Origin of the sequence: Enterococcus diestrammenae (assembly GCF_049384045.1) — a bacterium.
Classification (GTDB): Bacteria; Bacillota; Bacilli; order Lactobacillales; family Enterococcaceae; genus Enterococcus_C; species Enterococcus_C diestrammenae.
This window is the reverse complement of sequence record NZ_JBMRGR010000002.1, coordinates 208123-234631: the sequence shown is the minus strand read 5'-3', so window position 1 is coordinate 234631 and position 26509 is coordinate 208123. Positions and strand designations below refer to the sequence as shown.

19 protein-coding genes and 1 tRNA gene are annotated in these 26509 nt (G+C 42.0%); 3 read left to right on the top strand and 17 right to left on the bottom strand.

Annotated features, from left to right (window positions below; translation table 11 throughout):
• The first annotated feature begins 15 nt into the window (after positions 1-15).
• Positions 16-195, top strand: coding sequence for a DUF2187 domain-containing protein (locus ACO03U_RS02600; protein WP_161868514.1), 180 nt, complete (start codon positions 16-18; stop codon positions 193-195).
• Between the two features lie 106 nt (positions 196-301).
• On the opposite strand, the gene ACO03U_RS02595 is transcribed toward ACO03U_RS02600, so the two are convergent.
• Complete coding sequence (locus ACO03U_RS02595) at positions 302-1519, bottom strand: pyridoxal phosphate-dependent aminotransferase (RefSeq protein WP_161868513.1); 1218 nt, start codon at positions 1517-1519, stop codon at positions 302-304.
• A 373-nt stretch (positions 1520-1892) separates the two neighbouring features.
• Positions 1893-1976, bottom strand: a tRNA-Leu gene (locus tag ACO03U_RS02590).
• A gap of 119 nt (positions 1977-2095) precedes the next feature.
• On the opposite strand from ACO03U_RS02590, the gene ACO03U_RS02585 reads away from it, so the two are divergent.
• A complete protein-coding gene (locus tag ACO03U_RS02585; RefSeq protein WP_202625796.1) occupies positions 2096-2272 on the top strand; it encodes a hypothetical protein in 177 nt (58 codons plus the stop codon).
• 119 nt (positions 2273-2391) lie between these two features.
• Here the strand turns inward: ACO03U_RS02585 and ACO03U_RS02580 are convergent, their stop codons facing one another.
• The 8 genes from ACO03U_RS02580 to glgB all read right to left on the bottom strand — a co-directional run bounded on the left by ACO03U_RS02580 (position 2392) and on the right by glgB (position 13653).
• On the bottom strand, positions 2392-2577 hold the full coding sequence (locus ACO03U_RS02580) for a hypothetical protein (protein ID WP_161868512.1): 186 nt from the start codon (positions 2575-2577) through the stop codon (positions 2392-2394).
• A gap of 52 nt (positions 2578-2629) precedes the next feature.
• Complete coding sequence (locus ACO03U_RS02575; RefSeq protein WP_204685231.1) at positions 2630-3433, bottom strand: hypothetical protein; 804 nt, start codon at positions 3431-3433, stop codon at positions 2630-2632.
• Positions 3434-3512: 79 nt separating this feature from the next.
• Positions 3513-5333 carry a glycoside hydrolase family 13 protein gene (locus ACO03U_RS02570; RefSeq protein ID WP_204685230.1) on the bottom strand — a complete coding sequence of 607 codons (1821 nt, stop codon included), beginning with the start codon at positions 5331-5333 and terminating at the stop codon, positions 3513-3515.
• A gap of 3 nt (positions 5334-5336) precedes the next feature.
• Positions 5337-7748, bottom strand: a complete 2412-nt coding sequence (locus tag ACO03U_RS02565) for a glycogen/starch/alpha-glucan phosphorylase (RefSeq protein WP_204685330.1) — start codon at positions 7746-7748, stop codon at positions 5337-5339.
• A 184-nt stretch (positions 7749-7932) separates the two neighbouring features.
• The gene (glgA, locus tag ACO03U_RS02560) at positions 7933-9363 is read right to left on the bottom strand and encodes a glycogen synthase GlgA (RefSeq protein WP_204685229.1); all 1431 of its coding nucleotides are present in this window, start codon (positions 9361-9363) and stop codon (positions 7933-7935) included.
• A 1-nt stretch (position 9364) separates the two neighbouring features.
• Positions 9365-10510: a glucose-1-phosphate adenylyltransferase subunit GlgD gene (gene glgD / locus ACO03U_RS02555; protein ID WP_204685228.1), complete on the bottom strand. Its 1146-nt coding sequence runs from the start codon at positions 10508-10510 to the stop codon at positions 9365-9367.
• The gene (locus tag ACO03U_RS02550) at positions 10500-11642 is read right to left on the bottom strand and encodes a glucose-1-phosphate adenylyltransferase (protein WP_204685227.1); all 1143 of its coding nucleotides are present in this window, start codon (positions 11640-11642) and stop codon (positions 10500-10502) included. Before ACO03U_RS02550 ends, glgD begins: the two co-directional genes overlap by 11 nt.
• Positions 11643-11682: 40 nt before the next feature.
• A complete protein-coding gene (gene glgB / locus ACO03U_RS02545; RefSeq protein ID WP_204685226.1) occupies positions 11683-13653 on the bottom strand; it encodes a 1,4-alpha-glucan branching protein GlgB in 1971 nt (656 codons plus the stop codon).
• Between the two features lie 740 nt (positions 13654-14393).
• Here glgB and ACO03U_RS02540 point away from each other — a divergent pair.
• Positions 14394-15041, top strand: a complete 648-nt coding sequence (locus tag ACO03U_RS02540) for a hypothetical protein (protein ID WP_204685225.1) — start codon at positions 14394-14396, stop codon at positions 15039-15041.
• 209 nt (positions 15042-15250) lie between these two features.
• Here ACO03U_RS02540 and ACO03U_RS02535 read toward each other — a convergent pair whose 3' ends face one another.
• The 7 genes from ACO03U_RS02535 to parE form a co-directional block, all read right to left on the bottom strand.
• Positions 15251-15700 (bottom strand): hypothetical protein, encoded by a 450-nt coding sequence (locus tag ACO03U_RS02535; protein WP_161868503.1) that lies wholly within the window; start codon positions 15698-15700, stop codon positions 15251-15253.
• 222 nt (positions 15701-15922) lie between these two features.
• The gene (locus tag ACO03U_RS02530; protein ID WP_204685223.1) at positions 15923-16759 is read right to left on the bottom strand and encodes a DUF1803 domain-containing protein; all 837 of its coding nucleotides are present in this window, start codon (positions 16757-16759) and stop codon (positions 15923-15925) included.
• A 270-nt stretch (positions 16760-17029) separates the two neighbouring features.
• Positions 17030-17959, bottom strand: a complete 930-nt coding sequence (locus tag ACO03U_RS02525) for a manganese-dependent inorganic pyrophosphatase (RefSeq protein WP_161868501.1) — start codon at positions 17957-17959, stop codon at positions 17030-17032.
• Between the two features lie 159 nt (positions 17960-18118).
• On the bottom strand, positions 18119-18904 hold the full coding sequence (gene pflA, locus ACO03U_RS02520; RefSeq protein WP_161868500.1) for a pyruvate formate-lyase-activating protein: 786 nt from the start codon (positions 18902-18904) through the stop codon (positions 18119-18121).
• Positions 18905-19169: 265 nt separating this feature from the next.
• Positions 19170-21449 carry a formate C-acetyltransferase gene (pflB, locus tag ACO03U_RS02515; protein ID WP_161868499.1) on the bottom strand — a complete coding sequence of 760 codons (2280 nt, stop codon included), beginning with the start codon at positions 21447-21449 and terminating at the stop codon, positions 19170-19172.
• A gap of 272 nt (positions 21450-21721) precedes the next feature.
• The gene (gene parC / locus ACO03U_RS02510) at positions 21722-24187 is read right to left on the bottom strand and encodes a DNA topoisomerase IV subunit A (RefSeq protein ID WP_204685221.1); all 2466 of its coding nucleotides are present in this window, start codon (positions 24185-24187) and stop codon (positions 21722-21724) included.
• A 98-nt stretch (positions 24188-24285) separates the two neighbouring features.
• Complete coding sequence (gene parE / locus ACO03U_RS02505; RefSeq protein ID WP_423104388.1) at positions 24286-26370, bottom strand: DNA topoisomerase IV subunit B; 2085 nt, start codon at positions 26368-26370, stop codon at positions 24286-24288.
• Positions 26371-26509: the final 139 nt, after the last annotated feature.

Genomic DNA, 26509 nt, shown 5'->3' with positions numbered 1-26509 from the left:
AAATGAGGGATTCATATGGAAGTTAAAGCAAATGTGCGTTTCACTTGGCACGAGCAAACATTCAAGGGCCAGATCGAACGGGAATATCAAAATGCGCTACTCATCAACGTCTTGGAGCCTTATGATGAAGAACTCGCTGAAAAGTTCGCCAATCGTGTCGTCGTCAGCAAAAAAGCTTGCGAACTCATCTGCTAGACAGTCAAATAGCGCTGATTCTATCTCATATTCTGTAAAACAAAAAATGCAGGCGGCCCCAAATGGCTGTCCTGCATTTTTTTCAGCTAAAGCAATGATTTTCAGGCTATTTTTGCTGGTAGGTTGCCAAAAAAGTCGTCATCCGTTCAGCAGTTAGTTTCAAGTCATCAAGTTTTGGTAAATAAACGATACGGAAGTGATCTGGCTGTTGCCAATTAAAGCCACCGCCGTGCACCATCAAGATCTGATGTTCATGCAAGAAGTCCAGGACAAACTGCTCATCATTCGTAATATTAAAACGCTTGATGTCCAGTTTGGGGAAAATATAAAAGGCCGCTTTGGGTTTGACCGCTGACAAGCCCGGGATCGCGTTGATGGCGTTGTAGATAAATTCCCGTTGCTCGTAGATTCGTCCTCCTGGCAACAATAACTCGTCGCTGCTTTGATAGCCACCGAGGGCTGTTTGGATGATCTGTTGGGATAAGACGTTGGAACACAAGCGCATGGAAGACAGCATATTCAGCCCTTCAATATAATCTTTTGCCCCGCGCTTGTCCCCTGATAGCACCATCCAGCCGACACGAAAACCTGCCACCCGATGAGATTTTGACAACCCGTTTAACGTGACTACCATCCGATCTGGTGCCAAGGTGGCAATCGGCACATGGGTTAAGCCATCCATTATCAAGCGATCATAGATTTCATCAGAAAAAATCAACAAATCGAATTCACGAGCCACCTCCACGATTGCTTCTAAAATTTCTTTAGGATACACAGCACCAGTGGGATTATTAGGATTGATGACGACGATTGCCTTTGTTTTTGAAGTGACTTTTTTCCGGATATCCTCAATATCTGGATACCATTCACTGGCTTCATCACAAATATAGTGAACTGGTTTTCCGCCAGCAAGGGAAACCGAGGCGGTCCACAAGGGGTAATCTGGAGCGGGTACCAAAACCTCATCCCCATTATTACACAACCCCTGCATACACATAGTAATCAGTTCACTGACACCATTTCCGGTATAAATGTCATTAATGCCCACATTAGGGAACCCCTTCAGCTGACAGTATTGTTGGATGGCTTTGCGAGCGCCAAAAATCCCCTTTGATTCAGAATAGCCTTCTGATTCCCGAACGTTCATGATCAAGTCACGTATAATTTCATTTGGGGCTTCAAATCCAAAGGGGGCTGGATTGCCGGTATTGAGCTTCAACACACTGATGCCCGCTTCTTGCATCCGCTCAGCTTCTTCTAGTACCGGGCCTCTGACATCATAACTGACGCCTTCTAGTTTATTGGATTTTTCAAAATGTTTCATAATTCCCCTCCTTGGATAACGATTGCTCTGTATCGGCTAGCCTCGTCTAAACATCATGCTGTGGTAAATATTCTTTGGTACAACTTTACTGGAAGGCTCGCCAAAAAGCAATAAAGATTTGCAAGAATTATCAGACGACTAGCCCATAAATGTGGTACTATTCTATCAGAAAGATACGCAAAAAATGACCTTTGTTGGTGAATAATCAAAAAACAAGAGTACTGACGAAAACCTTAGCCAATCTCTTCAATATTTAAGTTTATGAATAATCAAAAAACAAGAGTACTGACGAAAACCTTAGCCAATCTCTTCAATATTTAAGTTTATAAAAAAACGACCAACGATTCCTCGTCAGCCGTTATCCGATACCCAATGCGGAAGATGGGACTCGAACCCACACGAGCTTGCGCCCACAAGATCCTTAGTCTTGCTTGTCTGCCAATTCCAACACTTCCGCAAACCGTCGCTGTAACTTAGCGACTTTATTATGTTACCAATGCCCACTGTGTTTGTCAAGGTGCCAAACGAAAGAAATCATAATTTTCCCAGTTAGAGATGAAAAAGGAGTGCTTCCCGATGGAAAAACAACAGTTTGACGGTGAATTCAACCTTCTCGGTATCCTGATTGGGGTTTGTATTGGCTTAATTACAAATAAGTTGGTTTTCGGCATCATGTTAGGAATTGTTATCGGCATCATGTTGGATTGGCTAGGGAATCTACTACTCCTGTGGCGAGATCATAAAAATCAATAAATACGCGGCAGCCCCTCATATCATCCAGAAGCCAAGTCCAAAGCTACCCAACCCATTTGCAGCCCCACTGGCTATGATTAAACCCGCAAACTCGATCGCGATCAGGTTTGCGGGTTTTATTATAGAACGGTGGGATCGTAGCGGTAAGTTACACTCCCTTGATGATGGGCTTCTCCCACGACATATTTGCGATCTTCCCGTTTCAACCAAGCTTCTCGAAACAGCATAAACTGCTCATGGGAAACCTCGATTTCTTTGATTTCACCTTTGATAAGTTGATCAATTTGACTATCATATGATTCCATTTTTTTGCCTACCTTGTCTATTTCTAATCTATGTTGCTAACCAAGAACATACTCAATGACGGTTGCGATTAAAGTAGCCGTTTTTATCGGTCTCACTGGCTTCTTCAATCAAGCCTTGCAAGCCCCGGTCCAAGACACTATGCCGCTTTTCAGAAAGTCCCGACTCTTTTGGTTGATTGTCAACAGTGGAATTTACTGCCTTGTGCTCTTCTGCTGGAAACTTACGAACGGAAGGCTCTTGGGCTTTTTTTTCTTGGTATGCTGCTACTTCTGTATCAAAAGTCAAGTAACTGTCTTCCGCTTTAGCCATCGCCGCCATCACTTCTGCTTGGCTGATTTCCCCAGCTTTTTTATCTGGAATCACTGATGCTGGAATGTATTTAGGCACGAAATAAGAGCGCCCGGAATACTGCCGTTTCACCGAATCTTCCGCTGTCGCTTCTTGCCTTCCAGTAGCCGTGTTGTGCAGGGAAGATTGCCGAGGTTCTTTCCCAAAAAGAGATGTGCGGCCGACAGCATCGGTTTCAACAGCTGTTTTTTTGCTATAATCCGGTAAATTTTCCCGATGCTTTTTCAGTTCTTCTTTTTGGGAAATCGTTAAGCCTTGTTTCTCTAAAGTTTCTTTACGAGAACGTCGCAAACTACGATCCGGTTCACTTTTACGAGAAATAAAAGAGCTACTAGGACTTTCATCACGGCTCTCCCGGTGGGAAAAAGCAGTTTCATCGGTCAGCAGCCAACTGCGATCCTTGGCAAACAGGTTCCGTTTTGCTCCCCGTTGAATTTTTACCCCTTCATCATCTTGGTAGGCTGGAAAGCGATAGTGTTTCCGTTTAATATCTGAATAATTACTCATACTCGTCATCCTTTGTATCGGTTTCTCTCATTCTAACATATTTCCGGCAGATTGATAGAATTCTGCTAGATAACCCCACTTAGAACTTTCCTTTTATCACAAAAGAGTGATTTGCCATGATAAATTGACCATCGAGTAACTCTTCTAATAACTCAGTACTCAAAGGCAGATGACGATAACTAGCAAAGTCTCCTCCATTGACTACCACGTCCACATCCAGAGGGTTTAAGATTGCCAATAAAAATTCGGTTTCATCGTAACGGATGATCCCAAATAATTTTTCCGTAAAAAGTAACGCAAAGTCTCCATCTTGCAACAAAGGTTGTTCTTTTCGCAAAGTCAGCCATTTTTGACAAGCTTGGTAACAGTCCTCATCGATCATCTCCCACGGGAAAAACTTGCGATTGTCAGGATCTTTGCCTCCAGTTAAGCCCGCCTCATCCCCATAGTAGACACAAGGTACCCCAGGAAATAAGACCAACAGACCAAAAGCTAAGGCTAACTTATCCTTATTTCCATTAAGCTCTGTTAAAATGCGCTCGGTATCATGGGTGCCGATATTGTTCAAACTATTGTAAAAGACCTCGCGAGGGTAGTTTTCTTGCAGCCGAAGAAAGGCCAACGCCACATCTTCTGGCGAACATTGTTCCATCAATAAAGCAATCGTCGCTGTCCGCAAAGGATAATTCATTACCCCGTGGAGATGGTCTCCTAAGATGTACTGACGTCGCTGGTCATAGGAAATTTTATTGGAAGCATCTTCCCAAACTTCTCCTAACAAGACCTTATTTTTAAAGCTCTCGAGATTTTGGCGAATCCCCGCAATAAAGCCATCCGGTAGTTCGTCAGCGACATCTAAACGCCAACCATCCACCCCTAATCGATTCCATTTACTCAGCACGCCATTTTCTCCATAGATAAACTGTTGAAAATCTTCATTTTCCTTATCTACTTCGGGTAAATCTTTGACGCCCCACCACGAACGATAGTCGGTGGGATAAGTAGTAAAGGTAAACCACGGGAAATAACGACTTTGAATATTTTGATACGCTCCGACATTTTCGCCGTAAGAACCGTCATAGTTAAAATAGCGACTCTGACGCCCCACATGACTAAACACCCCATCCAAAATCACATGAAATCCTTCTTGATGGAGTTCGGTCATCAAATCGATAAACTCCCCTTCCGTCCCTAAAATGCCATCAACTTTTAAATAATCTGCAGTATCATACCGATGATTGCTACGGGCTTCGAAAATCGGATTCAAGTAAATGGCATTGACACCGAGCTCTTTCAAATAGGGAATTTTGGCTCGAATTCCGGCGAAGTTTCCGCCATAAAAATCCCAACGCAAGATCTCTCCTTCACTGTCTTTCACATAGAGGGGGGTATCTTCCGTCGTTCCGTATAAAAACGTGTTTGGTTTTGGTGAATTAATACTGCCATCGGGATTGCCATTGTAAAACCGATCTGGGAAAATTTGGTAAACAATCGCCTCTCGATACCATTTTGGCGGCACTTCCGCTTTGCCATAGCAGGTGACTTGGTAGTTGTTGATGGCTTCCGGTTGCTCGACCAACATCCCATGCCCATTTGTACCGCTCCAACAATAATAACGGGTAAAGCGTTGCTGATTGGTGGAGATGTATTCCAACTCAAAATGATAAAAGTAAAGACCTTTGCCATCATTGAAAAAAAACTCATATTGGTAGCGCCCATCTTCATGTAAGTCCATCTGGATGCGATGATTGACAGCTCCCTCACGACCGATACTCAAAAAAACTCGGTCAATCCCCGGATCTACTACGTGAATAGCAAAACGAGCAAATCCCCCTTCAGCGATGGCGCCAAAGGGTGATTTGTATTCTTCTAGCCATGGATTATAGTCGATACTTCCCATCTGCTAAGTCCTCTTTTTCGTGTATTTTTCGACAGGCTCGATTTGCCAAATATCCTCAGCGTACCGCATGACTGTGTCATCAGATGAAAAACGGCCGGCATTGGCAATATTTAACAAGCTCATCTGCTGCCAACGCTTTTTGTCTGAATAAAGGCGATCAATCTGCTCTTGGGCAGCAACATAAGAAGCAAAGTCCCGCAATAAGAAATACTCATCATTATACTTCAATAAGGAGTCCACTACCGCCTGTCCTTCATACTGAATATTGGGAACTGTGCCATCCACAAAAGCATTTAAAATTCGTTGCAAAATTGGTGATTCTTCATAAATTTTCATAGCCGAGTAATCATTGCTCTCATAACAAGCGTAGACTTCGGCTTCGGTCATACCGAAAATCACAATGTTGTCGTCCCCCACGGCATCACGTATCTCGACATTGGCGCCATCGAGAGTCGCAATAGTGACCGCCCCATTCAGCATCAGCTTCATATTACTCGTACCAGAGGCTTCTTTTGAGGCCAAGGAAATTTGTTCGCTGACATCGGCTGCTGGGATAATCTGCTCTGCCAAAGTTACGTTGTAATTTTCCAGAAAGACGATCTTTATGCGGCCCTTAATATCAGGATCATGATTAATCAAGTTGGCGCATTCATTGATGACCTTGATGATTGCTTTCGCATAAGTATAGCTAGGTGCCGCCTTGGCTCCAAAGATAAAGACGCGCTGGTTTCCCTCTTTTTGAGGATTGTCCTTTAAATCAAAATAGCATTTCATAATGTGTAACAGATTTAATAATTGGCGTTTATATGCATGGAGACGTTTGATTTGTACATCAAAAATAGCTTCTGGTGAAACTTCTATACCCGTGTGTTCTTTGATGTAACTAGCTAGTTTTTGTTTATTGTGTTGCTTAGCTACCGCCAATTTCGTCAGTACGGCTTCATCTTCCACGTAATTTTTTAGCAATTTTAAATCATCAGAGTCTTGGCGCCAGCTTTTGCCGATAGTTTCATCCAAGACTTTGGCCATTTCTGGATTGGCCAATTGAGACCAGCGTCGTTGGGCAATCCCATTAGTTTTATTATTAAAGCGTTCAGGAAAGAGCACATAAAAATCATGCAAGACGACTTCTTTTAGCAAGTCTGAATGCAATTTTGCAACACCATTGGTACTATGGCTATAGATAATCGCCATATGGGCCATATGGACCTGGCCATTTTGGATAATCCGCGTCCGTTGAATCAAGTCCGCATCCCATACCCCACTGTAGGTTGCCACAAACCGTCGATCGAGTTCCTCGATGATTTGATACATTCGCGGCAAAGCATCTTTCATCAGCTCCACCGGCCATTTTTCCAAAGCTTCCGCCATAATCGTGTGGTTGGTATAACTCATCACTTTGGTGGTGATGGAAACAGCGACTTCCCAACTCAACTCATAATCATCCATCAAGATACGCATCATTTCCGGAATACACAAGGCTGGATGAGTATCGTTGATGTGAATTGCAACATATTCATTCAATAAAGTTAATGGTTTGTTGAGCTTTTTGAAATACCGCATAATACTTTGTACTCCAGCAGAAACAAAGAAATATTCCTGAGCTAGCCGTACCCGACGCCCATGTTCGTTGGAATCATCAGGGTACAAGACCGCCGTTAAATCTTCAAATTGGCGACGATCGTCAATGCTGCGATACTGGTCTTCTTGTGAGGCGGGGATTTCCACGCTCCATAGACGCAAAGTGTTGACGATGTGGTTTTGGTATCCTAAGATGGCCGTGTCATAAGGAACAGCCCGCAAAATACGGTCATTTTCATAAACTGGTTTTAGCTTGCCATCAGCCATTTCCTTCATCCAAACCTGACCGCCGAAACGAACATCCACCGCTTTACTTTCTTTGCGAACCTCCCAGGTATTGCCATTGCGTAGCCACTCGTCAGGAAGTTCCACTTGGTAGCCATCTACAAAACGCTGCTTGAAGAGGCCATAATCATAGCGAATACCATTGCCATTACCAGGCAACCCACAAGAAGCGATGGAGTCCATGAAACACGAAGCCAAACGGCCTAAACCACCATTACCCAGTGCCATGTCTTTTTCCACATCCACTAAGTCTTCTAAATCAAAATCAAGCTCAGCTAAGCCCTCTTTTACGACATCCAGAATCCCCAAATTCAGAAGATTACTCTTCAACATTTTCCCAGGTAAAAACTCAATGGAAAAGTAATAAACTTGTTTTTGCTCTGCTCTGAGATAGTCTTTCCAAGTATCACTCCACGCATCGGAATAGTACGCCTTTACCACACTACCTAAGACATGAAATACTTCTTGTGGGGAGGCATCTTTAAAATCCATTGCGTATTTCTCTTTTAACCGCTGTTTCATTTCCTCTTTAAATTCATTGACTGTCATCGTCATCCACATCACTCCTATTTTTCCGCTAGCATTTGCTTAAACCATTTGCTAGTTTCTCATTTACCTAAACCTTTTTAAATGAAAATAAAAACTTGTAAGTTGTAAAAAAAGGGGACAGCCAAGTTAAAGAGCAACTCGGCTATCGCCAATAACATCTTTGGTTAAATTAAATTCCTTGGACTCAGAGGAGACTGCGATACAAGTCCAAGTATTGAAGGCTAGCTGTTTGCCAGCTAAAATCGGTACTCATGGCTTGTATCATCAATCTGCGCCAAGCTGGCTGGGATTCATGATACAAACGAATGGCTTTTTCCATGGCTTTCATGCATTGATAGCCGGAAAACTCGTTGAAACCAAACCCTGTCCCAGTACCAGTCACAGGATTGAAAGGCGTCACGGTATCCTTTAAGCCACCAATTTCATGCACCACTGGCAACGATCCATAACGCATCGCCATCATTTGGGAAAGGCCACAGGGTTCAAAAGCAGAAGGCATCAAGAAAATATCGCTCCCGGCATACATTTGTTGGGCCAATTTCACATCGAAAGAAATGCTTGCCGCCATTTTTTCAGGATACTCCGTCGCAAACCACTGGAAGCCCCGCTCAAAATCAGGATCACCTGTACCCAAAATCACCAGTTGAACCTCTTGTTGCAATAGATGCGGCAATTCTTCTAACAACAAATGAAAGCCTTTTTGACGCGTCAAACGACTCACCACTGCTAGTAAAGGAACTTCTGGGACCACCGGTAAACCCATCAATTCTTGTAGCTGAGCTTTGGCAAGGGCCTTACCACTCAGATCCGCCACAGAAAAGTGATGATCAATGAAGGGATCATTTTCTGGATTATTTAAATCATAATCAATCCCGTTTAAAATACCAGATAACTTCCCAGATTCCATCCGTAAGATGACATCAAGTCCTGAACCAAAAGTTGGTGTCTTAATCTCTTCGGCATAAGATGGACTCACTGTGTTTACCCGGTCTGCGTATAAAATACCAGCTTTCATATAATTTAGGCAATTATTCATCCGGAGGGTACCGTCTTCATAGCGTTCCATCCCCACGCCAAACCAATCTGCCAATTTTCCTCCATCATACCAGCCTTGAAACTCGATATTATGAATTGTTAACAAGGTTTTGATGTCGCGGAAGTTTTGGATCCACCGATATTTTTCCTTCAACAAGAAAGGAATCATCGCTGTGTGATAATCATTGGCATGAAGGACATCCGGAATAAAATTCAGTCGCTCCATCGCTTCTACCAAGGCCAATTGGAAGAAAGCATAGCGTTCACCATCATCATCATAACCATACAAAGCCTCACGACCAAAATAATACTGGTTGTCAATGAAGTAATAAGTGACGCCTGCTAAAACCAACTCTTTCAAGCCACAATATTGATTGCGCCAGCCCACTTGTACAGTGAAGTCAAATAAATCTACGCATTGCGCTTGATAACTGGCTGGCATTTTTTGATAGAAAGGCAGAATGACCCGGCAATCCACATTCTTTTTAACCAGTTCTTTCGGCAAGGCGTAAGCAACATCCCCTAAACCGCCAGTTTTAAAAAAAGGTGCACATTCGGCTGCTGCAAACAGTACCTTCAAATTAGTCGCCTCCATAAATATCAGAAATCACATGACTGCCTTTTTTCAAGACAATTGGCTGTTCTTTGGTTCCAACAATTTTAACACCCGGTTCAACAACCACATTCTTATCCAAAATCGCATACTTCACAAGACTGTCTTCCCCAATCTCGCTATTTGCCATCAAAATCGAACCTTCCACGACAGAGCCAGGCTTCACCATGGTTTGGCGGGATACTAAGGAATTACGAACCGTCCCTTCGATAATACTTCCAGAGGCAAATTGACTATTTTCTACTTCAGAAGCTTCCGAATAATAGGTTGGCACTTCATTTTTCAGCTTGGTGTAAATTTTTTGATTGGAATACATCAAGGAGTTGAATTTACGGGTATCCAACATATCCATATTGGCTTCGTAGTATGTTTTCATATCATAAATATTCTTCAAATAGCCGGTATATTCATAGCTGGAACTGTTGACTTCCGTAATTTTGGAACGCAAGAAAGTTTCCATATTTACTGAAATCCCTTCATTTTGACCCACTCGTAAAGCATCAATCAGGGCTTGTGTTTGCATGATATAAATATCCGCACACAAGTTATTCACTTCTCCCAGCAGGCTTTCTTTAGCAGTGGCCACTTGGGTGATTTTACCATTTTCCGCCACATCTAACAAAAGATCGCTGGGATGAATATTGTCTTTTCCTACCCGCTTGTAGACAACCGTCAATTGATTGCCCTGCATTTGATGAATTTTTAAGACAGCCCGCAAATCGATATTACACAGCATCTTGCTTCCCATGAAGACAGTGTATTCTGATTTTGACTTCAACAAATAATCGATGACCGTATCATAATAATGCTTGTCTTCGGCTTTCCGCTTTAGAAAATCTTGGTAAACATGGATAAAGAAACGGTTTTGAACGCCGTCAAGGTTCCACTCTTTGCCGCCACCAATATGGTCAAAAACGGATTGCGTTTCATCTTCATTAAATACCATAAAGACCGTATTAATATTGGCATTCACGATGCTAGATAGATTAAAATCGATCAAGCGGTATTTACAATCAAAAGGCAACGTTGCCAATGGTCGGTTTTCTGTCAACGGCAATAAATCTTTAAATTGATTTAAATTACCTAGAATCGCACACATTTTATTAGTTCTCATCAACAGTCACTCCAATCACTTCAGAATAGCCCACTACGGCGATTTCATCGGTCCCATCAATCACAGCGTTGTCCCCGATAATCGCATTTTCACCAATGATTGCCCGGTGAATCCGCACATTTTTGCCAATCGTGGCCCCTGGCATAATGACACTATCGGTAACCTCGGAACCTTCCTTCACCTGTACGTCTTCAGATAAAATAGTGTGACGAATATCGCCAGCGATATAGCAGCCATCGGTAATCAAGGAATCTTTCACCGAACCAGTTTCGGTTAAAAAGTGCGGCGGGGAGATCGGGTTTTTAGAATAAACACGCCAAGATTTATCCCGGATATCTAGCTCCATATCTTGTTCGATAAACTCCATATTGGCTTCCCATAGCGATTCAATCGTACCTACATCTTTCCAGTAGCCTTTGAACCGGTAGGCAATCACATTTTCACCACTGTCGAGATAAGAAGGAATCACATGTTTACCAAAGTCAATCATCTGTCCATCTTTATTGTAACTATTCAGCAAGACATTGCGTAACCGGCCCCAGTTAAAAATATAAATCCCCATGGAAGCGAGGTTATTTTGGGGTTCTTCCGGCTTCTCTTCAAACTCAATGATTCGGTCATTTTCATCGGTATTCATAATCCCAAAGCGTGAGGCTTCTTTTAGCGGCACTTCAATCACAGCCACGGAAAGGGAGGCATTGTTTGCCTTATGATTTTCTAGCATTTCTTCATAATCCATCTTATAAATATGGTCACCAGAAAGGACCAAGACATACTGTGGATCCATCTGATCGATATAGGCGATATTTTGGTAAATGGCATGAGCCGTTCCTTCAAACCATTTACTACCTTCTGAACTGGAATACGGTTGTAAAATGGTTGCACCGGAATTGATACCATCCAAGCCCCAGCTAGCTCCATTACCGATGTGGCTGTTTAGCGCTAAGGGTTGGTATTGGGTGACAACCCCGACGTTTTTAATGCCTGAATTGGCACAATTACTCAAGGTAAAGTCGATAATCCGATAACGCCCTCCAAATGGCACGGCTGGTTTTGCGATGTTTTTGGTCAGTTTTCCTAGACGAGTCCCTTGTCCTCCCGCTAGGATCATGGCTAACATTTCTGTTTTCATGTAATCGGTGAAAAAAACTCACCTTGTCCCCCCTTCGTTGTTAGTTATTTTTACCTGACTGTTTTGCAGTAGGTGTCTTCTTGTGGTTGACTTTTTCCTTAGTCATTTTCTTCGCTGGCTTACGGGTGTTGATTGCAGTAGGCTTAATAATCAAAGCTCCTAAGGCTGGTAAGATAGTTTGGATCTGATAGGGCTGGTCTTTAAACGCAATATCCAGCGTTTGGCAATCAGGATTTGCCTTAGTCCAAGTCCCTCCAAAAGCCGCCATCTCTGTATTTAAAACTTCGGTATAGGTACCAGGGTAAGGTACGCCTATCGCAAAATTCTGCCGTTCCACCGGTGCTAGATTCAAGACGATTACTAAGAAATCTTTCTTTGTTTTGCCTTGGCGAATAAAAGACAGGACACAGTCATCCGTATTGTCGGCATCAATAATTTCGATGGTATCCCAAGAGTCTTCTTGTTCCCATAATGCTTTTTCATTCTTATACAAGTGATTTAAAGTGGTCGTGAAGTGTTGCATCTGCTTATTCATGGAATCCGCCAAATCTACCCATTCCAAGCCATGATCGTATTTCCACTCTAAAAACTGGCCCCATTCCCCCCCCATAAACAGCAATTTTTTACCGGGATGAGCGATCATATACGTGAATAGATTACGTAGCTGAGAAAACTGCTTGTAGCGATCTCCCCACATTTTATGCATCAGACTTTTCTTTCCGTGCACCACTTCATCGTGGGACAAAGGTAAGATGTAGTTTTCATTCATCATATACATAAATGAAAAAGTCATCAGATTAAAATGATCCTTGCGATAGATGGGGTCCATCTCGTAAAAACGCAAGACATCGTTCATCCAACCCATGTTCCACTTGTAGTCAAACCCTAGTGCCCCCGATTCGATCATACCCGTCACTTTCGTATCAGAAGAACTTTCTTCTGCTACCATTATCGTCTCTGGATGAGCCAATTTAATGACGGCATTTAACTTCTGTAAAAAGTAATAGCCTTCAAAATTGCGGTGGCCGCCTTCATGATTAGGCGTCCAAGGACCTTCATCGTAGTCTCGGTAAAGCATATTAGAGACTGCATCCACGCGAATCCCATCTAAATGATAAACTTCGATCCAAAACAGCGCACTGGAGATCAAAAAGCTTTGTACTTGAGGTTTTCCTAAGTCAAAGTTGAGGGAACCCCAACGAATATTTTTGGCGCGATCCGGATCTTCATATTCAAAGGTGGGCGTCCCATCGTAATAAGGCAAGGTATCATCATTGATACAAAAATGCCCAGGCACCCAGTCCACCAACACACCAATATTATTGAGGTGACACGTTTCTACAAATTCTTGAAATTCTTCTGGTGTCCCATAATAAGAGCTCAGCGCAAAATAACCAATCAATTGATAGCCCCAACTCATTCCCAAAGGATGCTCCATCAAAGGCATAAACTCAATATGGGTGTAGCCTAACTCTTTGACATATGGAATCAACTCCCGTGTCAAATCCGCAAATGAATACGGCGTCCCATCTTCATGTTGGCGCCAAGAACTGGCATGGACTTCATAGATATTCATGGGTCGTTTAAACTGATTTGAACGCTTTTTCCGTCCCATCCACAAACCATCTTGCCATTTTTTGGGTTTCAAATCATAAACGACTGCCGCATCATGGGGCCGCTTTTCGAAAAAAATGGCATAAGGGTCAATCTTAAAGACCTCACGACCGCTTGCCTGCCGCACTTTAAACTTATAAAGATCCCCGACATTCGCTTGCGAAGTCTGAATTTCCCAAACTCCGGATTCTTCCCGTCGTTGCATCGGTAGTGAGTCAGACCAATCATTAAAATCCCCCACCAACCACACTTGTTGTGCATTTGGTGCCCAGACGCGAAAAATGAAACGCTCGTCTTTCTGTTTGTGACAACCTAAAAAATGCTGAGAGTAGAAGTTTTCACCAGTCAAAAAACGAGCTTCTGCTTCTGCTACTTGCTGTGTTTTGTCCTCAACCATACCATTGTCCTTTCTCGTCAGCTTTGTTCACGAATTCCTCTTTCCAGTGTCAGCTTTGTTCATGACCTCACAGGAAAATAGGAACCATCATTTTCTAATATAATAATAACACAATCTTAATTATTGAACAGTCCTTATAAGCAAAAAATTCAAAAAATTATGTTAAACCAGAAACAATTATTTAATTCAATGATCTTACCGCAAAAAGCAAGCGTTGTCATTGCAATGATAATCGAATTTTAAAGGTAGAAAAACTAAAAGGACTTGTTGATTGTTCTTTATCGCAGTTTTTTTCTTTCATTAAAACTTTCGGAACAAGAAGTGATTTCCGCTAAGAAAATAACATTATCAATAAGAAATCCCCACTTTTATCGCAAGCTTCTCTCTGCAACTTGTGAATCATCCGTCTTCTGATATTTTTCAGAAAAAGCCAATTTAATTTGCGAAAAGTTTATTTTTTTAAGCAAACTGATTTTTCCCACGGGTTGCGTTATTACTATGAGAAAAATTAACTTGCCGTGTATTGACAGCCCTGTTGTCTCTCACCAAAGTCAAATTCTCTTTAAACAGGTTATGAAAACTAATCCAAATACCACTTTTTTCCGAAAAACATTCCTGTGTTACTCATCAACTCGGTAATTTAATCATGATAATTTAAATATATTATTAGATTAACTAGACATTTACTTATCGTTTTGTTATTATTCTTGTATACAAATCACAGGAATAGAGGAACCGATATGTCGCAAAAGCTCCAAGAAAATGAAAGCTACGGTAAACTTGCCGTGTTGTGTGGCATTCTTACCGTTGTCTTTTTTTGTTGTTATCTATTTTTTTCCAATCGTTATGCTGTTGAATTTCTAGAGACCACCCTGTTAAAAAAAGACATGCTGGAAGAAAGTACGTTGTCCCAAATGTTCAACCACCTCTTTGTTTTATTCACAGTACTCTTTAGCGGTTTTCTATGGCAATATTTCAAACGTCCTGGTGATGAAATCTTTCGAGAAGCCTCGAGTTTTTACTTTCTCGCTTACATTATTTTATTGCTGCGGACTTTCATCATCGTCTTTCAACCGGAGTCACTTCCTTATATCTTGATTGCTGGTATCCAAATTTTGATTACATCGTTAGGCATGCTTTTTTTCTTGATCACCTTCCTAAACGATCGTAAATATCTGCTGATGGCGATTTTGACAGCCTTCGATATGTTAGGTTACTTGGCAAGTGTTATTTACAGTGTCTTTATGGCGGAATTCATACTGCCAAATTTAGGAAGTATTTTAGTTGCGGTCACCAATATCAGCTTTTTATCCGCTTTCCTTTACCGCCGAATGCGCCAAAATGATTTAAAAAATAGTTACGCTGCTCGTCAAACACTCCCAGAATAAAAGGAACTCACTGCTATGCAGACAGCAAAAAGAAGCTCATTTACCAATCCCTATTGGAAAATGAGCTTCTTTTAATTATAGACTTGGCTCCCCTGCGAAAAAGCTTTTAGCGATCACCTTGTCTTTTTTGAAAGGAGAAATCGCTCTGCCAATCAGAACTTATCAAAATAAAAAAGATGTCACCTAAAGGCAACATCTAGCTTGCTTTGCTAATTATCAATCACCAGTTCACGAATCTCTCCGTTGGTATAGACTTTATAAATAGACTCCATCTTTTTCCGTTGACTGGAGGCAACCACCAAGTAGTAATTCCCCTGTGCATCAAAATCCATTTCCCCAATCGTCTGATACTGGAAACCTTCCACCGCATGTTTGCCGTCTTTACGAATAAATGCAGCTGCCTGTGAACCAGATACGATAAAGTTGGCTTCCACTAGCCAATCTAAAACCACCGGAACAATGGTTGAGGCATTCACTTCTTTTTGTTGTTGAATGGCTAAAACAATCTCTGCATCCGAAAAATTAGCTTCATCAATTTGGCTCAGTTGCAAATCACGTCGGGCTTTCTCAACTTCTCCCATGGAAATGAAGGTAATCAAGTCAGCATTTCCTTGCTTTTGTCTTGGCATTTTAGTCGTATTTTCATGTAGTTTTTCCAAAATATAGGCCTCCCTAATCGTTCCTTGTCAATGTCTCCAACAACTTACTTGTTGTCTACCAGTTTTGCATCACTATTGATACATTATAAAAAATCTAGTATTCAGCAAGTAATATCTTCCTCATTTTCTTCGCTGATTAAAGTTTACCATGTATTTATTAGATTAACAACAATTAAATTCACTATTTTCTCATTTTAAGAGAATAAAAAAAAGCAAAAGTCCTCACTTGATAAGCACCCATTCAAGGAATCCACTGCAATGTCTCTGGCAAACTTCACTATACAAGCTAACAGCAATAAAATGAGATTTTGATGTGCTAAATTTGTTGTTTTTAGTTTCCCAAACAAGATTATTTTCAGATAGACAAGGGATTTTCAGTTGATAAGTATTGTTAACATCTTTTGATAACACCTCTGTCTGACACAAAGCCGTTAAAAAGATACTTGCTCGCGGTTGTTTCCCCCTCAGGACCCGGCTAATAATCCACCCTACTTGCCCTAAGAAATACTCTTCATCCACATCTCCCACCAACCTTCTAAGCTGGGAAAATGCTGCTGGTTCCAACAATTGGCGATTCGCTTCAAAATACCCAGGTAAATCCCGGCTATTGAAGCCTTGCGTATTCACAGACCAAATGGCTAATTTCTCATTACTGACCTTATTGACTTGGGCCAAGTTCACGTCGTTAGCAATAAAATAAGCTGCAAAACTCTCAGGAATCTGATAAAACTGTTGCTGATACCATTGGCAGATATCCGCTAGCGAGTAAGTTTCAAATCCTTCAAGAAGTGTTTTCTGCGTATGTGTCACCACCTCTTGGTAATCACTTCCAGTAAAAACTGGTAATCCCAAGCGGTAGCGGCGCTCTTCACGAAGAATTAGGCCAGCTTCAATACAACTTTCTAAAAACTTAATGAACCCCTTTTCAGAAAACTGCCGAGTTAACTGGCGCAAAGTAACATTCTGATTCTCATACAGAAAATCAGTTAGCTGGGAAAACAAAGGATTACGAAGCAACTGGGTCAGTTCTCGTTGTTTGTTATCATGGATCATTCTCATGGAATCACCGCCATTTCATCTATTGTATTTAAGTGCCAGTTTGACCGCCAGCTAACAGCTTTGGCGTGTTCAAACAAAACTGACACCGACGCATTTTATCATGGGTCAGTTCTCAAGCATAGCCCCTCTCTTTTTACCTCAGTCAAAACAAAACACCCGAACAACTGGACTTACCTTCAGCAAGCAAGCTTTAAAGCTGCTTCCTAAAAGTAATTCCAGTAATTGTCCGGGTATTGAAGATCACATCTGACGCTTCTTTACAAGAGGTGATTAACGATTAAAAGCGGCTGTTAATTGTGGTACCACTTGTTTTTTCCGAGAAACAACACCTGGTAATAACGCTCGGTTGTTTACCAAGGTTGTATCAAACGCAGCTTCCACTTGAGTAAGTTCGTTTCCGACGGCCAGAATTTCAGAATCGCTATCTAAAATATTCGTCGCCACCAATAGGAATAAATCATATCCTTTTTCAGCATTTTCAGTTGCCATCGCTGCTTCTAGTTCATTTTGACGATCAAAAACTTCTTGCAAGTCAACGGTGTTCACTTGGGCGATACGGACAGTTTTATCCGCCATTGGGAAACTTTTAGCATCTAAGTCTAATAAGACAGCGGCTGGTTTATCGCTAAGCTTCGTCCCAGCTTTCAACAGTTCCAAGCCATAGCTTTCCAAGTCAACCGCAGCGATTTCTGCTAGTTTTTCGGCAGCATTAACATCTTCCGGCGTGCAAGTCGGGGATTTGAACAATAAGGTATCGGAAATAATCGCTGAAAGCATCATCCCTGCAACTGCTTGACTAATCTCCGCTTCCATTTCTTGGTACATTTTGTAAATAATCGTACTTGTACAACCAACTGGTTCTGCCCGGTAGTACAAAGGATTCGCTGTTTCAAAATTAGCAATCCGGTGATGATCGACCACGGATAAGATGTTTAATTCGCGAATGTCAGAAACACTTTGTTGAAATTCGTTATGATCCACCAACATCACATCGTTGGTTTCTTCCTTGATGCTAGTCACGACCCGGGGTGCGTTTAAGCCGAAGTAATCCAAGGCATATTGCGTTTCCTCAGAAGGTGTCCCCAAGGCAACTGCTTCCGCATCCACATCCAGGGCTTTTTGTAATTCAGCAAAGGCAATCGCTGCTCCGATCGCATCGGTATCCGGATTTAAATGTCCGAAAATCAAAACTTTTGACATAATTCAAGATCGCTCCTTTAAATGACTTTCCTACTTATCATAACAAAAACCAGATAGTTGTTACAAGTAAAACTCTTGAAAAAAACCGCCTTCCTGAAAGCTCTTCTGAAGCGAAGCAGCAATCAAGAAAACGGTTCGTCAATTTCCTACTTTTGCAACTTAGCGAGTCAAATAACCAACATAGTCAGCCGTATGCAACAACTGCTTGGCATTATTCACTCGTTCTTCCGTTGGTGGTAATATACCATCCAAGGGATAATCCAAGTTTAATTCTTCCCATTTATATTTACCCATGGTGTGATATGGTAAAATTTCCACCTTATCCACATTATTCAAGCTCTTAATAAAATCATTCAACCGGATCAAATATTCATCATAGTCGCTACGCTCAGGAACTAAGACATGGCGAATCCAGACAGGTTTGCCAATTTCTGACAAGTATTGAGCCATATCCAAGATGCTTTTATTTGATTGTCGAGTCAACAATTTATGGGCTTTTTCATCAATTTGCTTAATGTCAAACAACAGCAAATCGGTGTATTCCATAAGTTCGTTAAATTTAGAAAAGAAAGGTTCTTCTCTGGTAAATGGTTGACCACAAGTATCCACTGTTGTATGAATCCCTTGTGCTTTGGCTTTTTTGAAAAGGTCAATCAAAAAATCGATTTGCAATAAAGGTTCCCCACCACTAACGGTGATGCCCCCTTTTTTCCCCCAATAACTTTTGTAATGACTCGCTTCTTCCAAAACATCGTCAGCGGTTCGTTTACGAGCTTTAGGATTTTGCAACATCCAAGTATCGGGATTATGGCAAAATTGACAACGCATTTTGCAACCTTGTAAAAATACGATAAAACGAACTCCCGGTCCATCAACAGAACCAAAACTTTCAGTTGAATGGACAATCCCATAGACCGGTTGTTCTTGGGTAGTGTTCTCAGACATTTCGCTGATCCTCCTATATTTCGTGTTTAACAGCAACGCCAAAGCCATTAAACGATAACATTGATTTGCTTAAAACAGGCTAAGGTTTCAGATGTGCACCCTAACCAACGCTCCTATTTTACCGACATTTGCCAATTTGGTCACATAGTCCGCTCAAAAGTTGCGAAGTTCTAAAGTTTTTTTGTGAAGAAATCTACAACAAGTAAGATAAAAGGCGGATGAACAATGTCCATCCGCCTTTTATGGGCCTGTTCTTTAACTGATCTTACATATGATCGTGGAAAGTACGGCTGATAACGTCTAATTGTTGTTCACGAGTAAGGTCGATGAACTTAACTGCGTAACCAGATACCCGGATAGTGAAGTTTGCATATTCTTCTTTTTCTGGGTGTTCCATCGCATCGATCAGTTTTTCTTTACCAAAGACGTTTACGTTCAAATGGTGAGCGCCTTGATCGAAGTAACCATCCAAGACATGAGTCAAGTTTTCAACTTGTTCTTCTTCATCATGACCTAATGCATCAGGATTGATACTTTGTGTATTAGAAATACCATCCAAAGCCAATTCGTAAGGCAATTTAGTCAATGAGTTCAAGGAAGCCAACAACCCGTGAGTTTCTGCTCCGTATGAAGGGTTTGCACCTGGTGCCAATGGTTCGCCAGCAGCACGGCCATCAGGAAGGGCCCCAGTTGCTTTACCGTAAACAACGTTTGAAGTGATGGTCAAGATAGAAGTTGTTGGTTCAGAATTACGGTAAGTATGGTAATGTTCCAATTTTTCCATAAAGGTCTTCAACAACCAAACAGCCAAGTCATCGGCACGGTCGTCGTCGTTACCATATTTAGGGAAATCCCCTTCGATCTTGTAATCAACAGCCAAACCAGATTCGTCGCGAACTGGATAAACTTTCGCATATTTAATGGCAGACAAGGAGTCAACAACGTGAGAGAAACCAGCAATACCAGTTGCAAAGGTACGTTTCAAGTTGGTATCCATCAAAGCCAATTCAGCAGCTTCATAGTAATATTTGTCATGCATGTAGTGGATGCAGTTCAAGGTATTGACATACATACCTGCCAACCATTCCATCATGTCGTCATATTTTTCCATGACTTCATCAAAGTTCAAAGCATCGTCAGAAGTAATCCCGCGATATTTAGGTCCAACTTGAACTTTAGATTTTTCATCAACCCCACCGTTGATCGCATACAACAAAGCTTTCGCCAAGTTGGCACGAGCACCGAAGAATTGCATTTCTTTACCAGTTTCTGTTGCGGATACACAGCAGCAGATTGCGTAGTCATCTTTCCATACTGGACGCATTACATCGTCGTTTTCGTATTGGATAGAAGATGTTTCAATTGAGATTTTAGCAGCGTAGTCTTTGAATGCTTGTGGCAAACGAGAAGAATACAAGACTGTCAAGTTTGGTTCTGGTGAAGGACCCATGTTTTGCAAAGTACGCAAGAAACGGAAGTCATTTTTGGTAACCAAAGTCCGACCGTCCATACCCATACCAGCGATTGACAAAGTAGCCCAAACTGGGTCACCTGAGAACAATTCGTTGTAGCTAGGGATCCGTGCGAATTTAACCATACGTAATTTCATTACTAAGTGGTCAATCAATTCTTGTGCTTGGTCTTCAGTCAAAGTACCATTTTTCAGGTCACGTTGAATGTAGATATCCAAGAAAGTAGAGATCCGACCGATAGACATTGCTGCCCCGTTTTGTTCTTTAATGGCTGCAAGGTAACCGAAGTAAGTCCATTGTACAGCTTCTGTAGCATTTTCAGCTGGACGAGAAATATCAAAACCATAAGCGGCTGCCATTTCTTTCATCCGTTTCAAAGCATTGTATTGATCGGTAATTTCTTCACGAAGACGAATATCTTCTTCAGTAAATTGGCCATGACCACAGTTCGTATGGTCTTCCAATTTTTTCTCCATCAAGTAGTCAATCCCGTACAAAGCAACACGACGGTAGTCACCGACGATCCGGCCACGGCCATAAGTATCAGGAAGACCAGTAATGATTTTTGCACGACGAGCGGCACGAATTTCTGGTGTGTAAACATCAAAAACACCTTGGTTATGTGTTTTATGGTATTGACCAAAAATTTCAGTGTATTTAGGATTTGGAGTGTAGCCATAGCTTTCCAAAGCTTCTTCTGCCATCCGAATCCCACCATAAGGCATGAAAGCACGTTTCAAAGGTTTGTCTGTTTGCAAACCAACGATTTTTTCTTCGTCTTTTAGGTTTTCGTCAATGTAAGCAGCACCGTATGCATTGGCTGAAGTCACAACATCAGCTTCCATATCTAAAACGCCGCCGTTTTCCCGTTCTTGTTTTTGCAATTCTTGCAGTTTGCCCCACAGTTCGTTTGTTGCTGCTGTTGGTTCTGCTAAGAAATCAGCACTACCTTCATAAGGTGTGTAGTTAGTTTGAATGAAATCGCGGGTATCGATTCCTTCTTTCCAAAGACGACCATTAAAACCGTCCCAGGCTGTTTTGTTCATTTCTTCAACGTTTGTTGCAGTTCCCATCAATGAACCCTCCTTAGATTAACCGCTGTCACGACTATGTAACAGCTTTACGGGATTAGTATAACACATATCTTTACCAATGCAAGGTTTTTCATGAAACTTGCTCAAAAAAACACGAACCCCTGACTTTATAATCATAAAAACGCTTTACAACCGCGGTTTATCCCTTGTTCAGTAATAATGTTTCTTTGGACTTCTTTAAGAAATAGCAACATTTTTTGCAACAAAAAACGTTATTCTGTATTGCTACAGAATAACGTTTCTCCTACAGATTATGATACAGTTTCATTTTCCGGTAAACTAGGGTCTACTACTTCCCTGACAGCAATCAAGGTGCCACCAGCTTTTTCATCAATCGCAAAAGAACCATTAGAAGTCCGTTCACCGATTGGATAGTTGTCTGTGTTGATTTCCACTTGTTGTCCTTTTTGATTTTGTAAGATGAGGGTTCGATTGTCACCTAAGCCCATATACAAGACGCGATGAGGATTTTTCTTCAACTCCCGCAAGACCATCAGTCCGCGTTTAGCCCGTCCAAGTTGGTTTAATTCTTGGGCTAACATTCTTTTGACTGCGCCACGTTGGGTAACGATCACAATTGGTGTATCCCCTTGTGCTAGGACTAACAAGCCATTAATAACAAAATCGCCATCTTTCAAGTTGATGGATTTCACCCCTGCTGCTTTTGGTCCCACCACTGGAACTTCCGCTAATGGATAACGGAGACCAAAACCGCGATGGCTGACTAGGAAAATATCCAGATCATTGGTTTCTGGGACCAACTCCACCGCTAATACTTCGTCAGTCTCATCTTTTAACTTGATACCAGTCATCGGACGACTCTTGTAGGTCCGCCAAGGTTCGAATTCTGTCATTTTTGTTTGCTTAATCAAACCATTTTTCGTTAGTAATACAAAATTCTTTGTAGGATCCAATTCCTTGTAACTAAAGACTTGCAGGATGGATTCCTCGATGCCAAAGTTCATCATCGTTTGGGAGATATGTTCCCCCATATCCTTCCATTTCAAGTCAGGCAATTCATGCACGGGACGATAGATGACATTTCCTTTATTGGTCACCAATAAGAGATGATCTAAAGTATTGACTTGTTGGGTAAATAACACCAAATCTCCGTCTTTCATCCCCAATTCTTCAGGTTTTGAGGCTTGGTAACTACGGAGACTACTCCGTTTCAAGTAACCGTCACGGGTCACCGAAACCACCACGTCTTCTTGAGCTACTAATACCTCTGTTTCAATCTTGATTTCAGTAATTTCATCTTCAATCTTGGTCAACCGGGGATTGCCATATTGCTTTTTGATTTCTCGCAGTTCTTGTTTGATGACCTTTTTCAATTCACTACTGTCAGAAAGAATTTTGTTCAACTCAGTGACCGTAGCCGCTAGTTCTTCTGCTTCTGCTTGCAACGCTGTGATATCGGTATTAGTCAAACGGTACAATTGTAAATTGACGATCGCTTCCGCTTGTTCCTCAGTGAAACCTAGTTGAACCACTAAATTATTTTTTGCGTCTTTTTTATCTTTACTCCCGCGAATGGTAGCAATCACTTCGTCTAAAATCGACAGAGCCTTCATCAAACCTTCGACGATGTGTTGCCGTTTTTGGGCTTTAGCCAACTCAAAGCGACTCCGCCGTAAAACGACCTCTTCGCGATGTTGGATGTAACTTTTTAAAATCCGCAAAAGGCCAACTTGTTCCGGACGCAAATCCGCAATCGCCACCATATTGAAGTTATAGTTAATTTGCAACTCAGTGTTTTTGAAAAAGTAATTCAAAATACCTTCAGCATTGGCTTCTTTCTTTAATTCAACGACAATTCGTAGTCCGGTACGGTCAGATTCATCCCGGACTTCAGCAATGCCATCGATTTTTTTATTCAAACGAATTTCATCCATCTTCTTCACAAGATTGGCTTTATTGACTTCATAAGGAATTTCCGTAATCACCAGCTGCTGCTTGCCACCTTTGATGTCTTCAATAGCGGTAACGGAACGCAAGATCACCTTGCCCCGACCTGTCTCATAGGCTTTACGAATTTCTTCTTTTCCCTGTAGGATCCCCCCTGTCGGAAAATCCGGTCCAGGAATATATTCCATGATTTTTTCCAAACTCGCCTGCGGATGATCGATCAAATGAATCGTCCCATCGATGACTTCTGCCAAATTATGGGTAGGAATTTCCGTAGCGTAACCAGCTGAAATCCCTGTCGAACCATTGACTAAGAGATTGGGATATTTTGCAGGCAAGACAGTGGGTTCTTTTTCAGTATCATCGAAATTCCAAACCAAATCCACCGTTTCTTTTTCGATGTCTGACAAAAGCTCACCACTGAGTTTTGCCAAGCGGGCTTCAGTATACCGCATGGCAGCTGGTGGATCCCCATCCATACTCCCGTTATTACCGTGCATTTCAATCAAAACTTCCCGCAACTTCCAATCTTGGCTCATGCGGACCATGGCTTCGTAGATACTGCTATCGCCATGGGGATGGTAATTCCCCATGATATTCCCCACCGACTTGGCGGACTTCCGAAACGCCTTTTCAAAAGTATTGCCATCTTTATTCATGGCAAATAAAATCCGGCGTTGAACCGGCTTCAACCCATCGCGAATATCCGGTAGCGCCCGTTCCTGAATGATGTATTTCGAATAACGCCCAAAGCGATCCCCCATGACCTCTTCTAGCGTTAGTTCTTGAATCGATTGTTTATGTTCCAAAGCTAAACCTCCTGAAGATCCTATCACGGACCTGTTTATCTAACCTTAGTCCCTACAGCTAAAAGAAGCCTTATCTCTTAGCTGTAGTCTTCGTAGGATTAGAACAAAGATATTTCTCCTGAAGCTCCCATTTCATCAGTTCCATCGTTATCTGCGGTGATTTGTGCGACTTCTTGGGCCCGTTCATCATCATAGATATCCTTGACTTTTGCAGGGCTTTCCTCATCTTTTTTCTCCAAAATGCTGCCATCTTCTTCGAGGGTAAATTGGACATGGCTTTCAATCCATTTTCGACGAGGTTCCACTTTATCCCCCATCAAAGTCGTCACTCGGCGTTCAGCCTGAGCTGTATCTTCAATCCCTACACGAATCAAGGTGCGGGTTTCTGGGTCCATGGTGGTTTCCCACAGTTGTTCCGCATTCATTTCCCCTAGCCCTTTGTAGCGTTGTAACATATAGCCTTTTCCGACTTTTTTTATCACCGCTTGCAACTCTTCATCTGTCCATGCATATTCAACGACTTGCTTGCGGCCAACTCCCCGAGACACTTTATACAACGGTGGCAAAGCGATGTACACTTTACCAGCTTCAATCAACGGTTTCATATAACGATAAAAGAAGGTCAGCAATAAAACTTGGATATGGGCGCCATCGGTATCGGCATCGGTCATGATAATCACTTTATCATAGTTGGCATCAGCGATATCAAATTCTGGCCCCACCCCAGCCCCAATCGTATAAATCATGGTATTGATTTCTTCATTTTTCAAAATGTCTTGCATTTTGGCTTTTTCGGTATTGATGACTTTCCCACGCAACGGCAAGATAGCCTGGAATTTGCGATCCCGTCCCTGTTTTGCTGAACCACCGGCGGAATCTCCTTCCACTAAGAAAAGTTCATTGCGCTTAGGGTTACGGGATTGAGCCGGAGTCAGTTTACCCGAGAGTAATGATTCCCCTTTTTTGCGCTTTTTACCACTCCGGCTTTCTTCTCGCGCTTTACGAGCGGCTTCCCGGGCTTCTCGTGCTTTAATCGCTTTTCGAATCAGCATTTGACTCATTTCATTGTTTTCTTGTAGGAAAAAGCCTAATTGTTCCCCTAATACATTGTCCACCACATTGCGGGCAATCGGGGTTCCCAGTTTTTCTTTCGTTTGTCCTTCAAATTGCAACAAATTTTCCGGTACCCGAATGGATAGGACTGCCGCCAAACCTTCCCGGAAATCAGATCCTTCCAAGTTGCGGTCTTTTTCTTTTAAAAGACCCACTTTGCGGGCGTGTTCGTTGAAAGCTTTCGTCATGGAAGCTTTCAAGCCTGCCTCATGGGTCCCACCATCTTTGGTCCGGACATTATTGACAAAGGATAAGATATTTTCAGAATAACCATCGTTGTACTGCAGCGCAATCTCTACTTCGATGTTTTCTTTTTCACCGCTAAAATAAATCACCGGCGTCAAGGTATCTTTTTCTTCATTTAAATAATCAACAAATTCTTTGATTCCTTCTTCAAAATGAAAAACCTCTTGCTTGGTTTCCTCTCCGCGTAAATCCGTCAGAGTGATTTTCACCCCGCGTAAAAGAAAGGCAGATTCTCGCAGACGTTCTGCTAAAATATCGTAGGAATAGCGAACCCCACTAAAAATCGCATCGTCTGCCAAAAAAGTTACTGTGGTACCGTTGGGTTTGCGGGTTTTACCGATTTTTTTCAACGTCCCGACTGGTTTTCCACCATTCTCAAAGCGTTCTTGGTACTCAACACCCTCTCGGACGATCGTGACGGTCAACCATTTCGATAAGGCATTGACGACACTGGCCCCTACACCATGAAGGCCGCCAGAAGTTTTGTAACCCCCTTGGCCAAATTTACCCCCTGCATGAAGCACGGTAAAAATCACTTCAACGGTAGGAATCCCAGAAGCATGCATCCCCGTGGGCATTCCACGACCGCTATCTGCCACCGTCACACTATTGTCTTTATTTAAGGTAACTTCGATATGATCGCCAAAACCAGATAAGGCTTCATCCACCGCATTGTCGACTATTTCGTAAACCAAATGGTGCAAGCCCCGACTATCGGTGGATCCGATATACATTCCTGGGCGTTTGCGAACGGCTTCCAATCCTTCTAATACTTGGATGGAAGCATCATTGTATTCATTTCTATTTGTGCTTTTTTTCGCCAAAGCAAACTCTCCTTCAATCCGATTGCGCAAATCGCGCCACATTTTATAATACTTCAAAACAGTCCCAAAAAAAAGAGAAAACCTATGGGCAGGTTGTCCCGTCATTTATTTCATGATAAAATGACCAAGTTCTTATCAT

Coding starts and splice junctions, on each gene's coding strand:
- ACO03U_RS02575 (WP_204685231.1), bottom strand. CDS start 3,433: ATGAGTAATTATTCAGATATTAAACGGAAACACTATCGCTTTCCAGCC.
- ACO03U_RS02570 (WP_204685230.1), bottom strand. CDS start 5,333: ATGGGAAGTATCGACTATAATCCATGGCTAGAAGAATACAAATCACCC.
- ACO03U_RS02585 (WP_202625796.1), top strand. CDS start 2,096: ATGGAAAAACAACAGTTTGACGGTGAATTCAACCTTCTCGGTATCCTG.
- ACO03U_RS02580 (WP_161868512.1), bottom strand. CDS start 2,577: ATGGAATCATATGATAGTCAAATTGATCAACTTATCAAAGGTGAAATC.
- ACO03U_RS02565 (WP_204685330.1), bottom strand. CDS start 7,748: ATGACAGTCAATGAATTTAAAGAGGAAATGAAACAGCGGTTAAAAGAG.
- ACO03U_RS02600 (WP_161868514.1), top strand. CDS start 16: ATGGAAGTTAAAGCAAATGTGCGTTTCACTTGGCACGAGCAAACATTC.
- glgD (WP_204685228.1), bottom strand. CDS start 10,510: ATGAGAACTAATAAAATGTGTGCGATTCTAGGTAATTTAAATCAATTT.
- ACO03U_RS02595 (WP_161868513.1), bottom strand. CDS start 1,519: ATGAAACATTTTGAAAAATCCAATAAACTAGAAGGCGTCAGTTATGAT.
- pflA (WP_161868500.1), bottom strand. CDS start 18,904: ATGTCTGAGAACACTACCCAAGAACAACCGGTCTATGGGATTGTCCAT.
- glgB (WP_204685226.1), bottom strand. CDS start 13,653: ATGGTTGAGGACAAAACACAGCAAGTAGCAGAAGCAGAAGCTCGTTTT.
- ACO03U_RS02525 (WP_161868501.1), bottom strand. CDS start 17,959: ATGTCAAAAGTTTTGATTTTCGGACATTTAAATCCGGATACCGATGCG.
- ACO03U_RS02530 (WP_204685223.1), bottom strand. CDS start 16,759: ATGAGAATGATCCATGATAACAAACAACGAGAACTGACCCAGTTGCTT.
- pflB (WP_161868499.1), bottom strand. CDS start 21,449: ATGGGAACTGCAACAAACGTTGAAGAAATGAACAAAACAGCCTGGGAC.
- ACO03U_RS02550 (WP_204685227.1), bottom strand. CDS start 11,642: ATGAAAACAGAAATGTTAGCCATGATCCTAGCGGGAGGACAAGGGACT.
- ACO03U_RS02540 (WP_204685225.1), top strand. CDS start 14,394: ATGTCGCAAAAGCTCCAAGAAAATGAAAGCTACGGTAAACTTGCCGTG.